The following is a 16,322-nucleotide window of genomic DNA, read 5'->3' as shown; positions in this document are numbered from 1 at the left end:
TCCGGGCGGTGGCGGGCAAAAACAGTGTCTAATGCGGCCCGGTCGCGGATATCGGCCTGCTCAAAGGCATAGGCCGGGCTTTCCGCCACGCTGGCCACATTGTCCAGGCAGGCGGCATAGGTCAGCGCATCCAGGTTCACCACCTGATGGCCGCGGGCGACCGCCAGCCGCACCACCGCAGAGCCGATGAACCCCGCCCCGCCTGTGACCAGCAGCTTCATGGCTTATCCCTCCCAGCTGAACGGGCTGCCGAAATCCGCCAGGGCAGGCGCCGCGGCGTCCTTCTCCGACAGGATGGGGCTGCCCTCAAATCCCCAGTCGATGCCGCAGCTGTCCCAGGCCACCGCGCCGTCGCACTCCGGCGCATAATAATCGGTGCATTTGTAGATCACCTCGGTCTCCGGCACCCGGGTGAGGAAGCCGTGCAGGAACCCCTTGGGCACCAGCAGCTGCTTGCCGTTCTCCGCCGTCAGCTCAATCCCGAACCATTTCCCATAGGCGGGCGAGCCCTTGCGGATATCCACCGCCACATCAAACAGCGCGCCGCGGCCGCAGCGCACCAGCTTGTCCTGGGCAGCGGGAGGCGCCTGGAAATGCAGGCCGCGCAGGGTGCCCGCCTGCACCGACAGCGAATGGTTGTCCTGCACGAAATCCAGATCAAGGCCCGCGTCCTGCATCCGCCGCCGGTTCCAGCTTTCGCTGAAAAAGCCGCGGGCATCGCCAAAGCGGGCAGGCGTCAGCACTTTCAGCCCCGGCAGTCCGGTTTCTTCTATCTGCATTGCCTCTGCCCCGCTCCCTGGCGTGGTTCCGGCCCGGTCTCTGTCCGATCCCTGTCCGGCCCCTGGCCCGGGCCCCTGATTGCCTCCGTTTGATTATATCTAGCCCCTAGGAGGGCATAGCGCCAGCTTCAGGCGCCGGCAGGGCTGCAACAGGCGCGGGCCAAGCGGACAGCCTGTGCTTGCATCACGGCCCTCTGCCCGGCAAGCATAAGCCCATGAAGATTTTGTTTGTGCATCAGAACATGCCCGGCCAGTACCGGGAGCTGGCGCCCTGGCTGGCGGCGCAAGGGCATCATGAGATCGTCTTCCTGACACAGCGGCGGGATGTGCAGCTGCCGGGGATCAGGACCGTCACCTACAAACCCTTCCGCACCCCGGACAAGGACGCCTTCGGCCTCTCCCGGGACTGGGAGGCGGCGTCCGGCGCGGGCCTCGGCGCGGCGCTGGCGGCGCGCCAGCTGCGGGACGCGGGCTTCACCCCCGACATCATCATCGGCCACACCGGCTGGGGCGAACTTCTGTTCATGAAGGACCCCTACCCGGATGTGCCCATCATCGGCTTCTTCGAGTATTTCTACCGCACCTCGGGCGGGCTGGTCGGGTTCGATCCGGAAAACCCGCCCAACGACCAGGCCTATTTCTTTGCCGAGGCGCGCAACACCGTGCCTTATGCCAGCATCGAGCTGGTGGATCAGGGCCATGTGCCCACCGCCTGGCAGCGCGACCGGTTTCCGGCCAGTTTCCACGACCGCATGTATCTGTGCCATGACGGCATCCGCACCGACAAGCTGGGCCCCGATCCGGACGCCTCGGTCAGCCTCGGGCGGCTGGAGAAGCCGCTCAGCCGCGAGGATGAGGTGGTCACCTATATCGCCCGCAACATGGAGCGCGCCCGCGGCTTTCACATCATGATGCGCGCCCTGCCCCGGATCCAGGCGCAGCGCCCCAATGCCCGCATCCTGATGATCGGCGGCAGCGAGACCTCTTACGGCGCCGAAAGCCAGCATCCCGGCGGCCTGCGCGGCGAGATGGAGGATGAGCTGGGCGATAGCGTCGACTGGAGCCGGGTGCATTTTCTCGGCAAGGTTCCCTATGACGACCTCACCCGGATCATCCAGATCAGCCGCTGCCATATCTATCTGACCATGCCTTTCGTGCTCAGCTGGTCCTTGCTGGAGGCGATGGCGATGCAGGCCACGGTGGTGGCCGGAGATGTGGCGCCGGTGCGCGAGGCCATCACCCATGGCGAGACCGGCCTGCTGGTGGATTTCTTCTCCCCGGAGAAGCTGGCCGATCAGGTGGCGGACGTGCTGGCCAACCCCGCCGGGTACGCCCATATCGGCCCCGCCGCCCGCGCCCATGCGGTGGAGAAATATGATTTCCTGACCCGCTGCCTGCCGGAGCATATCGCGCAGATCAATGCCCTCGTGCCGGAGGCACGGAGAATTAAAATCTGAGCCGGAGGCACGGCATATAAAAATCCAGCCGCAGGCACGGAAAATCAGGCTCTATTCAGGCCGTTTCTGCCGGAGCAGCCTCTCAAGCGCGTCTCAGCAAAACAAGCGCCGCGCAGCGGCGCCCTTGGCCGCCGCCCGCTCACAGGCGGCCCCTTCCCCCTCAGCACAGCCTTGGCAAACGTTTTCAAAAGGCTTTTGCACCCCGTTGCACGCACCCGCCGGATGCGGCGGACCCCGGTTCCGCCTGCATCCGGCAAGCGGCGTCCCGGCCCTCAAGGCCAGGCGCGCCTGTTGCGGGCCGGCTGCGGGCCTGCGGCCGCGCCGCCTGCCGGCCCCTGTCAGTGCGGGCGCTGCTCCGCGGTCTGCGGCGGCAGCTGCTCGGAGGCCCAGAGGGCCGCCTGGGTGCGGTTCTTGGCGCCGATCTTGCGGAAGCAGGTGCGCAGATGCACTTTCACCGTGGCCTCGCAGATGCCCAGCTCATTGGCGATGCTCTTGTTGGTGGCGCCTTCGGTCAGCTTGGCCAGGATCAGCTGCTCGCGGTCCGACAGCCCGTGCCTGGCCCGGCCGTGCGGCGGGCAGGGCACAACCGCAGGCCGCGGCGCCTCTGCGGCCGCGGCGGCGGCGGCCTCCGGCAGCACGATCCGGTAGCCGTTCTGCACCAGCTGCAGCGCCGCAATCAGCGCATCCGCCGATTTGCGCTCCGGGATCACCGCCTCGGCATAGGTGCTGAGACGGGCCTGGGCGTCGGGCGGGCAATCGTCGCCGGTGACCAGGATCAGATGCGCGCCGCCCTTGCGGGCCCGGAAGCTGCGCAGCTCCTCCTCCAGCGCCGCGCCGGTGCAGTGGCTGTAAAACAGCACCAGGTCCCTGGCCGGCAGCGGCGGCAGTTCCGCCAGGCTGCTGCAGCAGCCGCCGGTCTCGTAATCATGTGCTTCACAGATGTTCAGAAACATGTCCCTGAGAAGCCTGCTTTCCCCCACAATGTGCACAGGCATCGAAAACTCCTTTACTCGTAACCAGAACCGGATCCTGCCTCCGGCCCGTCCCTCCAGGAGCGCCCTTTTTTAGACCGCCTGCCCCCGCAGGCTGCCGGTGCTGCAATGCGCGGCCGCTCCCTGAAACACAATTCACCCGCCTGCTGCCATCTTGGCCCCGGCGGCGCTTCTGCGCTGCCGTTTCCGGATCGTGATAAATACAGAACATGCCCGGAAAAAACTTCCTGGGCCTGGCAGCGCAACCGGGCGTTCAAACACTTCTGATGCGCATTGCTGTGGATAAACCGTAGCGAATCCAGCCGTTTTTGTTAAGGAGCTTCCCCTCCCGGAGCAGTGCTTTTTGGCCAGGCGGCCCTGCCCTGCGCCCGGGTTTCCGCCTTACCGGGCTGTTTTTCCACAGGATCTGCTCAGGGCGCTTTACGCCCTTGGTATTGTCTCCAAAAGGGAAACGATTTGTTTCCCGGCAGCATTCTACAATTTTAAGACATTTTACTTTGCACATTAATCAACCCAGGGTTTTCTTGATTTGCCCGCCCTGCCCCCTGCGGCTACCCCCATGGTGGTATTTTGCGCCGCCCGGCCGCGCTGTCCCGGCCTTTGGCGTACGCCCTCTGCCCGGTTTGCCGTGCCGGGCACTGTGCTACCTTCAAGACATTCATTATGTCATGCCGGGGGGCAACATGGTTGTGTTGAGTGCGTCCGCTGCACAAGCGGGCAGGTTGGTATTTTCGCGGTCTCTTCAAAGGCAAATCTCTTCTCTGACAAAACTGGCCCTGGTGCAGCCAGGGCACCGCCGCGCCCCGGTGCTGACCAGTGCCGGAGCGCAGGGCGAGGCCTGCCCGGACACCGCCGCAGCGGCGCTGCGGCGCCAGCTGCAGCCCGGCACCGCCAACAGCTTCCGCCCGCGCCGCCCGGGGGGGGCGGCGGCGCGGGATCTGGCGGCGCGGCTGCCCGCAGAGCTGGCGGCGGACCTGGCCGCAGGCCGCGGCTGGGCGCTGTTTTCCTGCGGTTTCGAGGACGGCAGCGAGGATCTGATCGCGCTGAAGCTGGACGGCGGCCCGCATGATGCCCATTGCGGCGACATCCTGCAGGCGATCTGGCCGGTGCTGCGCGAGGACAGCTTGCGCGAGCTGGCGGGCGAGACCCAGGCGGCGGTGACCAGCGCGCTGTTGTGGACCATTTCCAAGAAGACCGACTCTGCGGTGCTGGTGCTCGACGGCGAGGGCCGCCTGCTGCATTGCAATGAATCGGGGCGCGACATGCTGGATGGCGGCGATCTGCTCAGCGACCAGGGCGGCCGCCTCAGCTGCGCCCGCCCGGGCGAGACCGCGGGGTTTTACGCGGCGGTGGCCGAATGCGCCCGCTCGCGCCGTGGCAGCGCCCGCGGCCCGCGCGAGCTGATCCTGTTCCTGGAGGACCGCCAAAGCGGCATGCGGCTGCCGGTGTCGCTGACCCGCTACCGCTGCGCCGGCGCCGATCAGCCGCTGGTGGTGGCGATCCTGCCGCGCCAGCCCGACCGCACCCGCATCGAGATGCTGGCCCAGAAGATGGGGCTGTCGCCTGCTGAGGCGCGGGTGGCGGCGCTCATCCAGCTGGGGCTCAGCAACCGCGAGGCGGCGCATATCGCGGGCCTCAAGGAGCAGACTTTCAACACCTATGCCAAGCGGGTGCTGGCCAAGCTGCAGTCGGCGGGCCGCGCCGAGATGGCGCAGCGGCTGACCTGGCAGGCCTCGCTGGGGAGAGCGTCATGAACAAGCTGACGCTCGATGCGCCGGTGCAGGGCCCGCCCGCCCCGGCCGGCAGCCCCGCCCGCCCGGCACAGGATGCGGCGGCGCAGCCGGGCCAGCCCGCCCAGGCGCAAGCCGTACAGGCGCAATCCCCACAGTCTCAGACCGCACAGTCTCAAGCCGCACAGTCTCAAGCCGCACAGTCTCAGCCTTCGCAGTCTCAGCCTGCACAGGCGCAAGCCGCTGCGGATCAGCCGGCCCCGGCGGCCCGGCAGGACAAACCGGCGCAGCCGCCGCGGCTGAGCGCCGCGGTGCTGGCGCAGATCGCCACGGCCCTGCGCCAGGGCGGGCCGGACGCGCCGCCGCTGGCGGCGCAGGCCGACCTGGTGGCGCTGCACAAGCGCATCGCGGAGATGTTCACCACCCTGAACGAGGGGCTGGGCGCGCAGGCGGCGCAGAAGGCGGCGGCCGACCGCGCCGCGCTGAGCGCCCGCATCGACCAGCTGGAGACCGCGGTGAACCGGATGGAAGGCGCGCTCAGGATCGAGCTTGAGCCGGTGCTGAAGGCCGCGGTGGCCGAGGCGCTGGCGCAGGCCGCGCCAAAGCCGCGCCGCCGCTGGCCGCGGACCCTGGCCGCCGCGCTGGCGGCAGCCGCCGCGCTGGCGGCGGGCGCCTGGTGGCACGCGCCGCTGCTGGCACTGGCGGACACCGCCGCGCAGGCCCTGGCCGGCTGGCTGGGCAGCACCGGCTAAAGCCCTGATTTTGTCCCCATTTGGGGGCATCGCAGCGCCCGCATCTGCGCTGCAATACCACCGGAAGGCATCACGCGCCTTTTTCACACCGCCGCCGCAGCAGCCGCACCCGCGGCAGACAGCGGCGGCAGGGGCAAGGACCCGGGCGGCACAGGCTGCCCTGCCCCGCACAGTTACAGTTAACGAGGAGGACGTTTACCATGGGTATCAAAGACAGAACCCCGGATTGGGAAGTCTGTAATCCGGATTGCGAAATCATCTTCAGCGACAACAAGTTCGATCCGAATTACAACGACGGCACCACCGAGCGCGGCGGCACCGACGGCAATGTGATCGACCTGAACGACCACGACGCCGGCGACAACGCCAAGGCCGGGGCCGGCGATGACGCGGTCTACGGCAACGAGCGCAACAACCGCATCGACGGCGAAGCCGGCCAGGATTACGTCGAAGGCCAGGATGGCGACGACCTGATCGAAGGCGGCACCGGCAACGACTACCTGTTCGGCGGCAATGCCGACGGCAAGGGCCACTATGAAACCGTGATCACCGGCTATGAGACCAAGGTCAACCAGGAGACCTGGGAAGAATACCAGGTGCCGATCTACGGCCGGAAATACATCGATGACGGCGACGACTGGATCGACGGCGAGGAAGGCTGGGATTACATCGACGGCGAAACCGGCAACGACACCCTGCTGGGCGGCGAGGAAAGCGACAGCGTCTTCGGCGGCAAGGGCGATGACCACATCTTCGGCGATGATGCCGACGGCAACTACAGCTATGCCGACGGCGACCGCGCCGATTTCCTCTATGGCGAGCTTGGCGACGACTGCATCGACGGGGAAGGCGGCAACGACTGGATGTGGGGCGACATGGGCCAGTCCGGCGAAACCGCCAAGGACGGCGACGACACCATGTACGGCCGCGACGGCGACGACCGCATGAACGGCCAGGGCGGCAATGACCGCATGGCAGGCGGCATCGGCGACGACCTGGTGATCGGCGGCTCCGGCGATGACGAGATGTTCGGCGACGAGCGCCAGTCGCAGAATGACGACCTTGATTTCGGCGCCGACAACGGCACCGGCAACAAGGACGAGCAGGTCGACGGCGACGACTGCATGCTGGGCGGTGACGGCAACGACACCATGGACGGCCAGGGCGGCAACGACACCATGTTCGGTGAAGATGACGACGACCTGATGCAGGGCGGCCGCGGCGACGACCTGATGGATGGCGGCGCAGGCCGCGATGACGTCAACGGCGGCGCCGGCCACGACACCATGCGCGGCGGCTCCAACAACGACGTGCTGGAAGGCGGCGCCCAGGGCGACCTGATCTTCGGCGACAGCGGCAACAACCTTGGCGCCGACGTCAACGGCTACGAGATCGACTGGAGCTGCGACGACAAGTCCCAGGACACGGTGGAGACCCATGCCCAGACGGGAGACGGGCTGAAAGAGGTCGCCGCCCCGGAGCACTACACGCCGATCGACGAAGGCCCGGACGGCAATGACCGCATCCGCGGCGGCTCCGGCAACGACACCATGTTCGGTGAAGGCGGCAATGACGTCATCATCGGCGGCCGCGGCAATGACGAGGGCTATGGCGGCGACGGCAATGACCGGCTCTATGGCCGCAAGGGCGGCGATCTGCTGCACGGCAACGATGGCGACGACTGGGTGCTCGGCAATGAAGGCCATGACCGTCTCTATGGCGACGCCGGCAATGACACCATCAAAGGCGGCGAAGATTCCGACAAAGCCTGGGGCGGCACCGGCAACGACAAGATCTACGGCGATGAAGGCGATGACTTCCTCTACGGCGAGGAAGGCAACGACAAGATCAAAGGCGGAGACGGCAATGACGTGGCCCATGGCGGCGACGGCAAGGACACTGTCAAAGGCAACGATGGCAATGACTTCCTCGACGGCAACGACGGCGACGACAAGCTCAAGGGCGGCAACGGCAAGGACGTGCTGCAGGGCGGCAACGACGACGACACCCTGTACGGCGGCGCCGACCGCGACTGCCTCTATGGCGAAGCCGGCAACGACCGCCTGGACGGCGGCACCGGCGGCGACTTCCTGGACGGCGGCAACGGCAACGACACCCTGTTCGGCGGCGCCGGCGACTACAACGACTTCCTGAAAGGGGGCCTCGGCCGCGACCGTCTGTATGGCGGCGACGGCAAGGATGTCTTCATCATCGATCTCGAATGGGATGGCGCCATGTTCTCGTCCAACGACGGCAACGACACCATCCATGACTTCGACATCGACCAGGACCACGACGTGCTGCTGTTCCGTGTCACCACGGTTGGCGCAGGCGCGGGCACCTCGGCGCAGGATGCCTTTGCGGCGCTGGACGGCGGCGGCGCCACCGTTGCCGACAATGGCACCGACACCCTGATCAGCGCCGGCGGCGCCACGGTGAACATCCTCGGCCTGACCGGCCGCGAAGCACCGTTCACCTCGCTGGGCCAGGACGCCATCCCGATCGGCGGCGTCGGCATCAACGCCGTGACCACCGGCGATGCCGGCTCGTATGAAGCGATCCGGGTGCTGACCTCTGACACTGGCTTTGACGACAGCTACGACAACATTTGGGGTCCCACTGCCGTCTGAGCCATAGGAACGGCGGGCCCGGGGTTGTCCCCGGGCCCGTCCAGCCCTGGTTCAGGACAGCGATTTGGTCCCCGGCCAAGGATTGCATCCTTGGACCAGGGCGCTGTTCTCCAGATTTCATAACTTCACTTCGTGCAGCCGGGGGGCTACGACAATGAAGGTAAGACGGGTATTTGATGGTCAGCGGGGCGTGCTTGCCGCCATCTTCATGGCAAGCATCTTTGTGAACCTCCTTGTCCTGACAGCGCCGCTCTACATGCTGCAACTGTTTGCCCGGGTCATGGCCTCGGGCAGCATTCCCACTTTGATTGCTTTGACCACCGGTGCAGCTATTGCACTGGTGTTCTTTTTTCTGTTCGACATGATCCGCCAGCGCCTGGTGGCGCGGCTCGGATCGCGGCTCGAGGCGCGGCTCAGCCCGGTGGTGCTGGACGGCATGATCAGCGGCCGCCTGCCGCCCGCCCTGGCCCGCGCCGAACCCATCCGCGACATCCAGGAGCTGCGCGGCTTTGTCACCAGCCCGGTGTTCCTGGCGCTGCTGGACGCGCCCTGGTCGCTGATTTTCCTGGCGCTGATCTTCATGTTCAGCCCGGTGCTGGGCCTGGTGGCGCTGATTGGCATCACGCTGCTGTTCACCCTCGGGCTGCTCAGCGAGATGATGGCCCGCAAACCCCTGGAGGCGGCCGGCAAGCAGGCCGCCGAGACCAATGCCGCGGTGGCGGAGATGATGCAGAATGCAGGCCTCATCCATGCCATGGGCAAGACCGCACCGCTGATCAAGCGCTGGCAGCTCAAGGCGTTTTCGGCGCTGGTGTTCAACACCCTGGCCACCGACCGGGTGGCGCTGATGACCTCGCTGGCCAAGGCCGTGCGCATGGGGCTGCAGATCGCGGTGCTGGGCGTGGGCGTGGTGCTGGTGATCAACAGCCAGCTGACGCCGGGGCTGATGATTGCCTCCTCGATCCTCCTGGGCCGCGCCGCGGCGCCGGTGGAGCAGTCGATCGCCGGCTGGCGCGGCTTTTTGAAGGCGCGCAGCGCGCACGGGCGGCTGAATGAATTCCTGGCCCATCTCGGCGCCGCGCCGGAGCGGCTGGAGCTGCCCGCGCCCGAAGGCCGGCTGTCGGTGGAAAATGCCACCGTGGTGCTGCCGGGGCGGCCGGATCCGCTGCTGCTGGACATCACGCTGGAGCTGAAGCCGGGCCAGTCGCTGGGGCTGATCGGCCCCTCCGGCGCCGGCAAGACCACCCTGGCCCATGCGCTGGCAGGCCTGCAGCCGCTGGTGCGCGGCCATATCCGCATCGACGATGCCGCGCTCACCGACTGGGACCCGGCGCAGATCGGCCAGCATATCGGCTTCCTGCCGCAGCGGGTCGAGCTGTTCCAGGGCACGGTGGCGGAAAACATCGCGCTCATGGACCCGGAGGCCAAGCCCTCGGATGTGGTGGCGGCCGCCAAGCTGGCGCAGGTGCATGAGATGATCCTGGCGCTGCCCGGCGGCTACAACGCCGAGGTCGGCCCGCGCGGCGAGTTCCTGTCGGCGGGCCAGCGCCAGCGCATCGGTCTCGCGCGCGCCTTCTTCGGCGACCGCAAGCTGATCGTGCTGGACGAGCCCAACGCCAATCTCGACCCCGAGGGCGAAGAGGCGCTGGCCAGGGCCATCGAAGAAGCCTGCGCCCGCGGCGCCGCGGTGGTGGCGGTGACCCACCGGCTCAGCCTCTTGCGCCGGGTCAGCCATGCGGCGCTCCTGCAGCAGGGCCGCATCGCCCGCTTCGGCGAGGCGCGCCAGGTGATCGAGGCGGCCGCCCAGCCGATGGCCGCCGCCCGGGCGCATCAGGACGATCCCAAAATCGCCCCCTTCCGCCACCGCAACGCGGAAGGGGGCGGCGCCGGACAGACCGCGGACGCGCCCCGGAATGAAGGAGAAAGCGCATGAGCCTGGTGGAACATGACAGCCGCAGCCCCGCAGAGACAGGCCGTGCTCCGGCCACAGGCGGCTTCCGCGACCTGATGCCTGCCGGGGAAAGCCCGGATGTGCCGCTGCCCAAGCGGCCGCCGACCCGGGTGCGCCAGCTGGTGCTGTGGATGGCGGTCTGCGGCTTCGGCCTGTTCGGCGGGCTGGTGTTCTGGTCGACCCAGGCAGAGCTGACCAGCGCAGTGGTGGCGCCGGGCGCCTTCAACGTGGCCGGCGACCGGCTGGCGGTGCAGCATTTCGAAGGCGGCATCCTGCGCGAGCTGAACATCTCCGAGGGCAGCCGGGTCTCCAAGGGCCAGGTGATCGCCCGGCTCGACGGCCGCCGCATCCAAGCGCAGCTGGCAATCCTGAACGGCCAGCGGGCCAGCCTGCTGGCGCAGCAGGCCCGGCTGAACGCGGAACTGAAGGGGACAGACAGCCTGCAGCCGGGGCCGGAGCTGCAGCAGCTCATCGCCCGGATGCCGGAACTGGCGCAGCTGGTGGCGGTGCAGCGCGACCTGCTGCACTCCAACCGGGCGCTCTATCAGGGGCAGATGGAAATCATCCAGGTCCGCATCAGCCAGCTCGGCGATCAGCTTGAGGGCCGCGATGCCCGCATCCGGGCCACCGAGGAACAGCTGGCGCTGGTGCAGGAGGATCTGGCCGGGCTGACCCAGCTGTTCGAAAAGGGGCTGGTGCCGAAAACCCGCATCAGCCAGCGGCAGATGCAGCAAAGCAGCCTGCTGGGCACCATCGGCGCGCTGGAAAGCGACCGCGGCAGCGTGCTGGAGCAGATCGGCGAGATGGAAGAGCGGCGGCTGCAGGCCGGCCGCGACCGGGCGGCGCGGATTGCCGCCGAAAGCCAGGACGTGCAGGAGCAGCTGCTGGATCTGCACCAGCGCCTGGACGCCACTTGGGACGTGGCCGAACGCCAGACCATCCGCGCCCCGCGCGACGGCCGGGTGGTCGGGCTCAGCATCAACACCCTGGGCCAGGTGGTGGATCCCGGCCAGACCATCCTGGAGCTGATGCCCGAGGATGCAGGCCTGCTGGTGGAGACCCAGGTGGCAGTGGAGGATATCGACGAGGTGGCCGAGGGCAGCCAGGCGCGGGTGCAATTGACCGCCTACAGCTTCCGCTCCACCCCGCCGGTCAAGGGCGAAGTGGTGATGGTGGCGGCCGGCAGCAGCATCGACCAGATGACCGGCCAGCCCTATTACCCGGTGCATATCCGCATCCAGGAGGCCGATCTGGCTGCCCTGCCCAATGTGAAGACCCTGCCCGGCATGCCGGCCCAGGCGATGATCGAAACCGGCCGCCAAAGCCTGGCCGACTACCTGATCAGCCCGGTGCTCTCCAGCATGTCGCAGGCCTTGAAGGAAGGCAGCGGATAACGCCGCTCCAGTCAGGAAGGCCGCGGGTCCGGGGGGAGGGCCGCAGCCTGTCCGGGCCCGCTTCAGCCGCACAAGGCTGAGGCGGGCCTGTTAGTTTTGCCGCCCCGCCGCTGCTGGCCCCGGCCCTGTTCAGCCCGGGTGCCGGCCCGCCGGAAAGTAGGTCCGGTCCGGACCAAATGTTTCGCGCGCGAAACATTTGGTCAATCATGCTGACCTTTTTTTGGAGAGGTTTGAGATCCGCCTTTGCCCGCAAAGGCGGAGGCCTGCGGCCTGTGAGTATTTGGGGAAAGATGAAAGGGGGCGCCTACTCCGCGGCGCGTTTCCTGACCCAGCCGAGGAAGGCCGCATCCGGCATCCGCAATCTGGGGCTGCCGGAACGCACCCACATGGCGCGCCACTCCGCCTCCAGCGCATAGGCGTCGGCGCCGGGGATCAGGGCGCGGGCCTCCTCCAGCGTTGCGGGCTTCAGGCTGGGCGCGTTCAGCACCGCCTCGGTGACGGCGGCCTTCTGGCTGAAGCGGATCACATCGCCCTCCAGCTCCTCCAGCGCGTAATCGGGCAAGGGCTGCGCCTCAATCATGTCGCGGATCATCTTGCGGAACACCCGGCGCGGCGAGGCGGAACCGGATTTCTTCAAGAGGGTTTCCACCGAGACCTGCCAGCTGTTCTGCCGCCCGCAGTGCTTGCGCGCCAGCTCATAGATCCGCCGCTCCAGCGGTTTCCGGAGCCGGAAGTAATCGCGGCTGAGCGTCAGCACCGATTTCGACAAGACCGCCCGGTAGAGCCAGTCCGACAGCGTCACCGCCACGCTGACCATCTTGCCGCCGCGGGCCTTGCGGACGATCTCCCATTTCTCGATGAGGCCGAAGCCGGTGGTCACCTCCTGGCCCCCGGTCACGATATTGGTGGTGATGCGGGTGCCCGCCAGCCGCTCGAACGCCTCGCGCAGGCGCCGGTAGGCATCGCCCGAGGTCTCGCGGTTGCAGGCGACCAGCAGGTCATGCGCCTTCAGGTGCAGCACCCGGCTCACCTGCCGCCCGGCATTCAGCGCCGCCATCAGCTGGCTGATGCAGAAGATCAGGATGTCCTTGTCGTGGATCGTCGCCAGCCCCTTGACCGAGGGCGTCACGGTGATCTCGGCGCCGTTGTGCTGGTAGTTCAGGATCCGCCGGTCCGGCCTTGTGCCCAAGCTGAACAGCGGATGCTCCATCGACGCCAGGTCGTTCTTGGGGATCGCCCCGAAGATATCGCAGAGGAAGAAATCCCCCTGCCCTTCCGGAGGGAGTCCCCCCGCCGTCAGCTCTGCTGCCATATGCCTGTCCGCCGTCTGCTCTGCCGCCCGCCGGGATCTGCTGCCCCTGTTTGGCGACTCGTTTTATCGTGGTTTTGATTACGCCCACCCTAGGGTTATCCACATGCCCCGGCAACGGGGGTTCGGAATCGTTTCGTCGGGGGTTTGGAGTCATTTGATCGGGGTTTCAGAGTCACTGCCTGCGGAAAATCCGCCCCGATCGCCAATAAAAAAAGGGCTTTGCGCAGGCGCCCTTCCCCCTGTAACTAATAAATAACTCATTTATAACAGAGCAGATTTTTTTGGACGCTCTGCATCCCTCCCGCTTTCCCCTGCCGCAACTGCCGGATTTGCTTAGAAAAACCAGGAGGGATGCGCATTTTGCTTCCATGTGCTGCGTTTTTGCGTATTCTGTCGAAAAGGCAGCACATCAGGCTGCGGAGCAGCAGAACAGCAGCCTCACACACGGGCAGGGCCGCAACGGCCCAAGGACAGCAGGCAGACCTCATGGCGCGAGATATCCACAGGAAAGAATCTCCTAGGGCAGGCAGCAGCCTTCCCCCCTATTTCAGCATCGACCCCGACGCCGCTTTGGCGGAGCTTGATGCCCCCACCAGCACCGCAGGCTTTGCCGAGATTGCCGCGGCCTGCGCGCAGGGCCGGGCCGACCTGGCCAGCCGCGGCATGAACGAGGAGGGCAGGAAGGAGCTGCGCCTGTTCTCCACCTGGGAGATCACCCGCTACCTGATCCCGGTCGCCCAGGCCCATTTCCGCCGGGTGCTGAAAGCCAACCCCGATCTGCCCCAGGGCCGCAGTGAGACCGAGGGCGGCGCCAAGTGGTTCACCCTCGATGAGGTCTTGCGTCTGCGCGCCTTCTTCGCGGCGCAAGGCTCCAAGGCCAAGGACTACCAGCCCTACCGCCCCGAAGGCCTGCCCGCCAAGATGGTCGCGGTTGCCAACTTCAAGGGCGGCGTCGGCAAGACCTCGACCGCGGCGCATCTGGCGATGTCGGCGGCGCTCGACGGCTACAAGGTGCTGGTGATTGATCTGGACAGCCAGGGCTCGATGACCTCGATCTTCGGCGGCCGCGCCGAGGATGAATGGCAGACCGCCTTCCCGCTGCTGGCGCGCCACTACGGCGAGCATCTGCGGCTGGAGAACCAGCGCCGGCTCGACCGCGGCGACGCCCCGCAGCCGCTGGACGAGGCGCTGGATGCGGCGATGGAGATGACCGCCCAGGATGTCATTCAGAACACCCACTGGCCCAGCATCGACCTGATCGGCGCCCAGCTGAACCTCTACTGGGCGGAATTCCAGATCCCGGTCTGGCGGATGGCGGCGCGGTCCTGGAAGCTGTGGGATGCGCTCACCGAGCGGCTGGAGGCCGACGGGGTGCTGGACGCCTACGACGTGATCTTCATCGACACCCCGCCGGCGCTTGGCTACCTGACCATCAACGGGCTGTCAGCTGCCGACATCCTGCTGGTGCCGATGGGGGCGTCGTTCCTGGAGTTCAACTCGACGGGCCGCTTCTTTGACATGCTGCATTCCACCTTCGCCTCGATCGAGGAGGGCGAGAACCTCGCCGCCCGCGCCCTGGGCCGCCCCGGGCTGGCGTTTGAATGGGACGCGGTGCGCACCGTCATCACCCGCTATGACGGCGCCCAGCAGGGCGAGCTGGCGGCGCTGATGCAGGCCTACATGGGCCGGGTGCTCTCCCCCCACAAACAGGATTACACCGCGCTGATCGGCCAGGCCGGGGAGCAGGTGAGCGGCATCTACGAGGCCGACTACCGCGACTTCAACCGCGAGACCTATGCCCGCGGGCGCGAGACCTTCGACGAGACCTACGCGGCCTTCAAGAAGCTCCTGATCGGGGTCTGGCGGCGCGAGGCGTTGCAGGAGCAGCGTGCGGCCGAATAAGGCCCCGGCAAGAAATTTGGGGCAGGATGCGGCCCCGTCCAGGACAGACGCATCCTGCAACTGAGGCACGAAGGACAGGACATGGCAAAACGCAAACGGCTTTCCCCGGCACAGGCCGGTTACCTGACGGCGGCGCCCGCGGCCAAACCGGCGCTTGGCGGCCCCTCCAGCGTCGGTGCTGCGCCGATTGCCCAGGTGGCCTCCGACGCCTCTGCCCAGGCGGCGCTGCAGGAATTGTCCGGCGTTCTGGAAAACGCCCGCGCCAAGGGGCTGATGATCGAGGAGCTGCCGCTGGCGGCCATCGACGAGAACCACCTGGTGCGCGACCGCATCGAACAGGATGAAGAAGAGCTGCAATCGCTGATCGCCTCGATCCGCGCCCGCGGCCAGCAGACCCCGGCGGAAGTGGTGCCGCTGGAGGATACTTTTGGCGGCCGCACCCACGGGCTGATCTCCGGCTGGCGCCGCCTGACCGCGCTCAAGCGGCTCTATGAAGAGACATCAGACCCGCAGTTCGCCACATTGAAGGCGCTGGTGATCAAGCCCGGCAGCGCCGAGGCGTCTTATGTGGCGATGGTCGAGGAAAACGAGATCCGGGTGAATCTCTCCCATTACGAGCGCGCCCGCATTGCCGTGCGCGCGTATAAGGAAGGCGTCTTCACCCGCCGCAAATACGCGCTGCAGGCGCTGTTCGGCAACGCCACCCGCGCCAAGCGCTCCAAGATCGGCAGCTTCGTCACCCTGGTCGAGGCGCTGGATGCGGTGCTGTTCTACCCCACTGCCATCAGCGAGAAACTGGGCCTGGCGCTGGTGCGCGGGATCGAGGCGGATGAGGGCTTTGCGGAGCGTGCGAAACAGGCACTGCAGGCCGCCGACCGCAGCACACCGGAGGCGGAATTGGCGGTGCTGACCCGGCTGGTCGAGGGGGATGCGCCCCAAATGCCCAAGTCAGAGCCTGATGTGCCCCCTGCCCCGCCCTCCCTGGAACAACTGGCGGCACAGGCTAAGGAGCGGAATGCAGGCCGGGATGCGGAACAGTCCCCGCCCCCGGTGCCGCCGCTGGTCAAGGGCCCGCGGGTGCGCGGCGCCGATGACTGGGACGCGGCGCACCAGCCCGGCGAGCGGATCGTTCTGAACGCGCCCCGCGGCGTGCGGCTGACCTACACGCCCAGCGAAAAGAAGATCGAAATCAGCGGCGAGGCTGTTGGCGCATCCCTGGCCAAGACGCTGGAGGCCTGGCTGAAAAAGCTCTGACCAGAGCCTGCCGCCTTTCATCTTTCCCCGAGGGCTCCGCCCGTTCGAAAGCGAAACCGTCCCCCGGACGGTTGCCAGGAAGCTTTCTCGCTCCGCGCCGGAGGCAAAGGGCTTTTCTTCGGAGAAGCCCTTTTTAGTGTCTGATATCTGACCGCGCGGGAGAGTTCTG

General features: G+C 67.1%; 12 protein-coding genes. 8 read left to right on the top strand and 4 right to left on the bottom strand.

Features of this window, described 5'->3' with window-relative positions; all coding sequences use genetic code 11:
- Both ACXAED_RS00960 and rfbC read right to left on the bottom strand, forming a co-directional pair.
- Positions 1–221: NAD-dependent epimerase/dehydratase family protein (locus ACXAED_RS00960; RefSeq protein ID WP_475046192.1), on the bottom strand; the 221-nt coding region annotated here is incomplete at its 3' end.
- A gap of 3 nt (positions 222–224) precedes the next feature.
- Positions 225–779 carry a dTDP-4-dehydrorhamnose 3,5-epimerase gene (gene rfbC, locus ACXAED_RS00955; protein WP_475046191.1) on the bottom strand — a complete coding sequence of 185 codons (555 nt, stop codon included), beginning with the start codon at positions 777–779 and terminating at the stop codon, positions 225–227.
- A 215-nt stretch (positions 780–994) separates the two neighbouring features.
- On the opposite strand from rfbC, the gene ACXAED_RS00950 reads away from it, so the two are divergent.
- Positions 995–2,236, top strand: a complete 1,242-nt coding sequence (locus ACXAED_RS00950; protein ID WP_475046189.1) for a glycosyltransferase family 4 protein — start codon at positions 995–997, stop codon at positions 2,234–2,236.
- Positions 2,237–2,574: 338 nt separating this feature from the next.
- On the opposite strand, the gene ACXAED_RS00945 is transcribed toward ACXAED_RS00950, so the two are convergent.
- Positions 2,575–3,231 (bottom strand): response regulator transcription factor, encoded by a 657-nt coding sequence (locus tag ACXAED_RS00945; RefSeq protein ID WP_475046188.1) that lies wholly within the window; start codon positions 3,229–3,231, stop codon positions 2,575–2,577.
- A gap of 776 nt (positions 3,232–4,007) precedes the next feature.
- On the opposite strand from ACXAED_RS00945, the gene ACXAED_RS00940 reads away from it, so the two are divergent.
- The 5 genes from ACXAED_RS00940 (at position 4,008) to ACXAED_RS00920 (ending at position 11,685) form a co-directional block, all read left to right on the top strand.
- Positions 4,008–4,982 (top strand): helix-turn-helix transcriptional regulator, encoded by a 975-nt coding sequence (locus tag ACXAED_RS00940; protein ID WP_475046187.1) that lies wholly within the window; start codon positions 4,008–4,010, stop codon positions 4,980–4,982.
- The gene (locus ACXAED_RS00935; protein ID WP_475046185.1) at positions 4,979–5,710 is read left to right on the top strand and encodes a hypothetical protein; all 732 of its coding nucleotides are present in this window, start codon (positions 4,979–4,981) and stop codon (positions 5,708–5,710) included. Before ACXAED_RS00940 ends, ACXAED_RS00935 begins: the two co-directional genes overlap by 4 nt.
- Before the next feature lie 200 nt (positions 5,711–5,910).
- Complete coding sequence (locus tag ACXAED_RS00930) at positions 5,911–8,340, top strand: calcium-binding protein (RefSeq protein ID WP_475046184.1); 2,430 nt, start codon at positions 5,911–5,913, stop codon at positions 8,338–8,340.
- Between the two features lie 154 nt (positions 8,341–8,494).
- A complete protein-coding gene (locus tag ACXAED_RS00925) occupies positions 8,495–10,273 on the top strand; it encodes a type I secretion system permease/ATPase (RefSeq protein ID WP_475046182.1) in 1,779 nt (592 codons plus the stop codon).
- The gene (locus tag ACXAED_RS00920; protein ID WP_475046181.1) at positions 10,270–11,685 is read left to right on the top strand and encodes an HlyD family type I secretion periplasmic adaptor subunit; all 1,416 of its coding nucleotides are present in this window, start codon (positions 10,270–10,272) and stop codon (positions 11,683–11,685) included. Before ACXAED_RS00925 ends, ACXAED_RS00920 begins: the two co-directional genes overlap by 4 nt.
- Before the next feature lie 304 nt (positions 11,686–11,989).
- Here the strand turns inward: ACXAED_RS00920 and ACXAED_RS00915 are convergent, their stop codons facing one another.
- A complete protein-coding gene (locus ACXAED_RS00915; protein WP_475046179.1) occupies positions 11,990–12,997 on the bottom strand; it encodes a replication initiator protein A in 1,008 nt (335 codons plus the stop codon).
- A gap of 486 nt (positions 12,998–13,483) precedes the next feature.
- Between ACXAED_RS00915 and ACXAED_RS00910 the strand changes: the two genes are divergently transcribed.
- Together ACXAED_RS00910 and ACXAED_RS00905 are read left to right on the top strand one after the other, a co-directional pair.
- Positions 13,484–14,899 (top strand): AAA family ATPase, encoded by a 1,416-nt coding sequence (locus ACXAED_RS00910; protein ID WP_475046178.1) that lies wholly within the window; start codon positions 13,484–13,486, stop codon positions 14,897–14,899.
- Positions 14,900–14,980: 81 nt separating this feature from the next.
- Complete coding sequence (locus tag ACXAED_RS00905) at positions 14,981–16,153, top strand: ParB/RepB/Spo0J family partition protein (protein ID WP_475046176.1); 1,173 nt, start codon at positions 14,981–14,983, stop codon at positions 16,151–16,153.
- Positions 16,154–16,322: the final 169 nt, after the last annotated feature.

This window comes from Leisingera sp. ABM4_103 (genome assembly GCF_056158685.1).
Note: the sequence above shows the minus strand (reverse complement) of the source record. Positions and strands in the feature narration are given on the sequence as shown.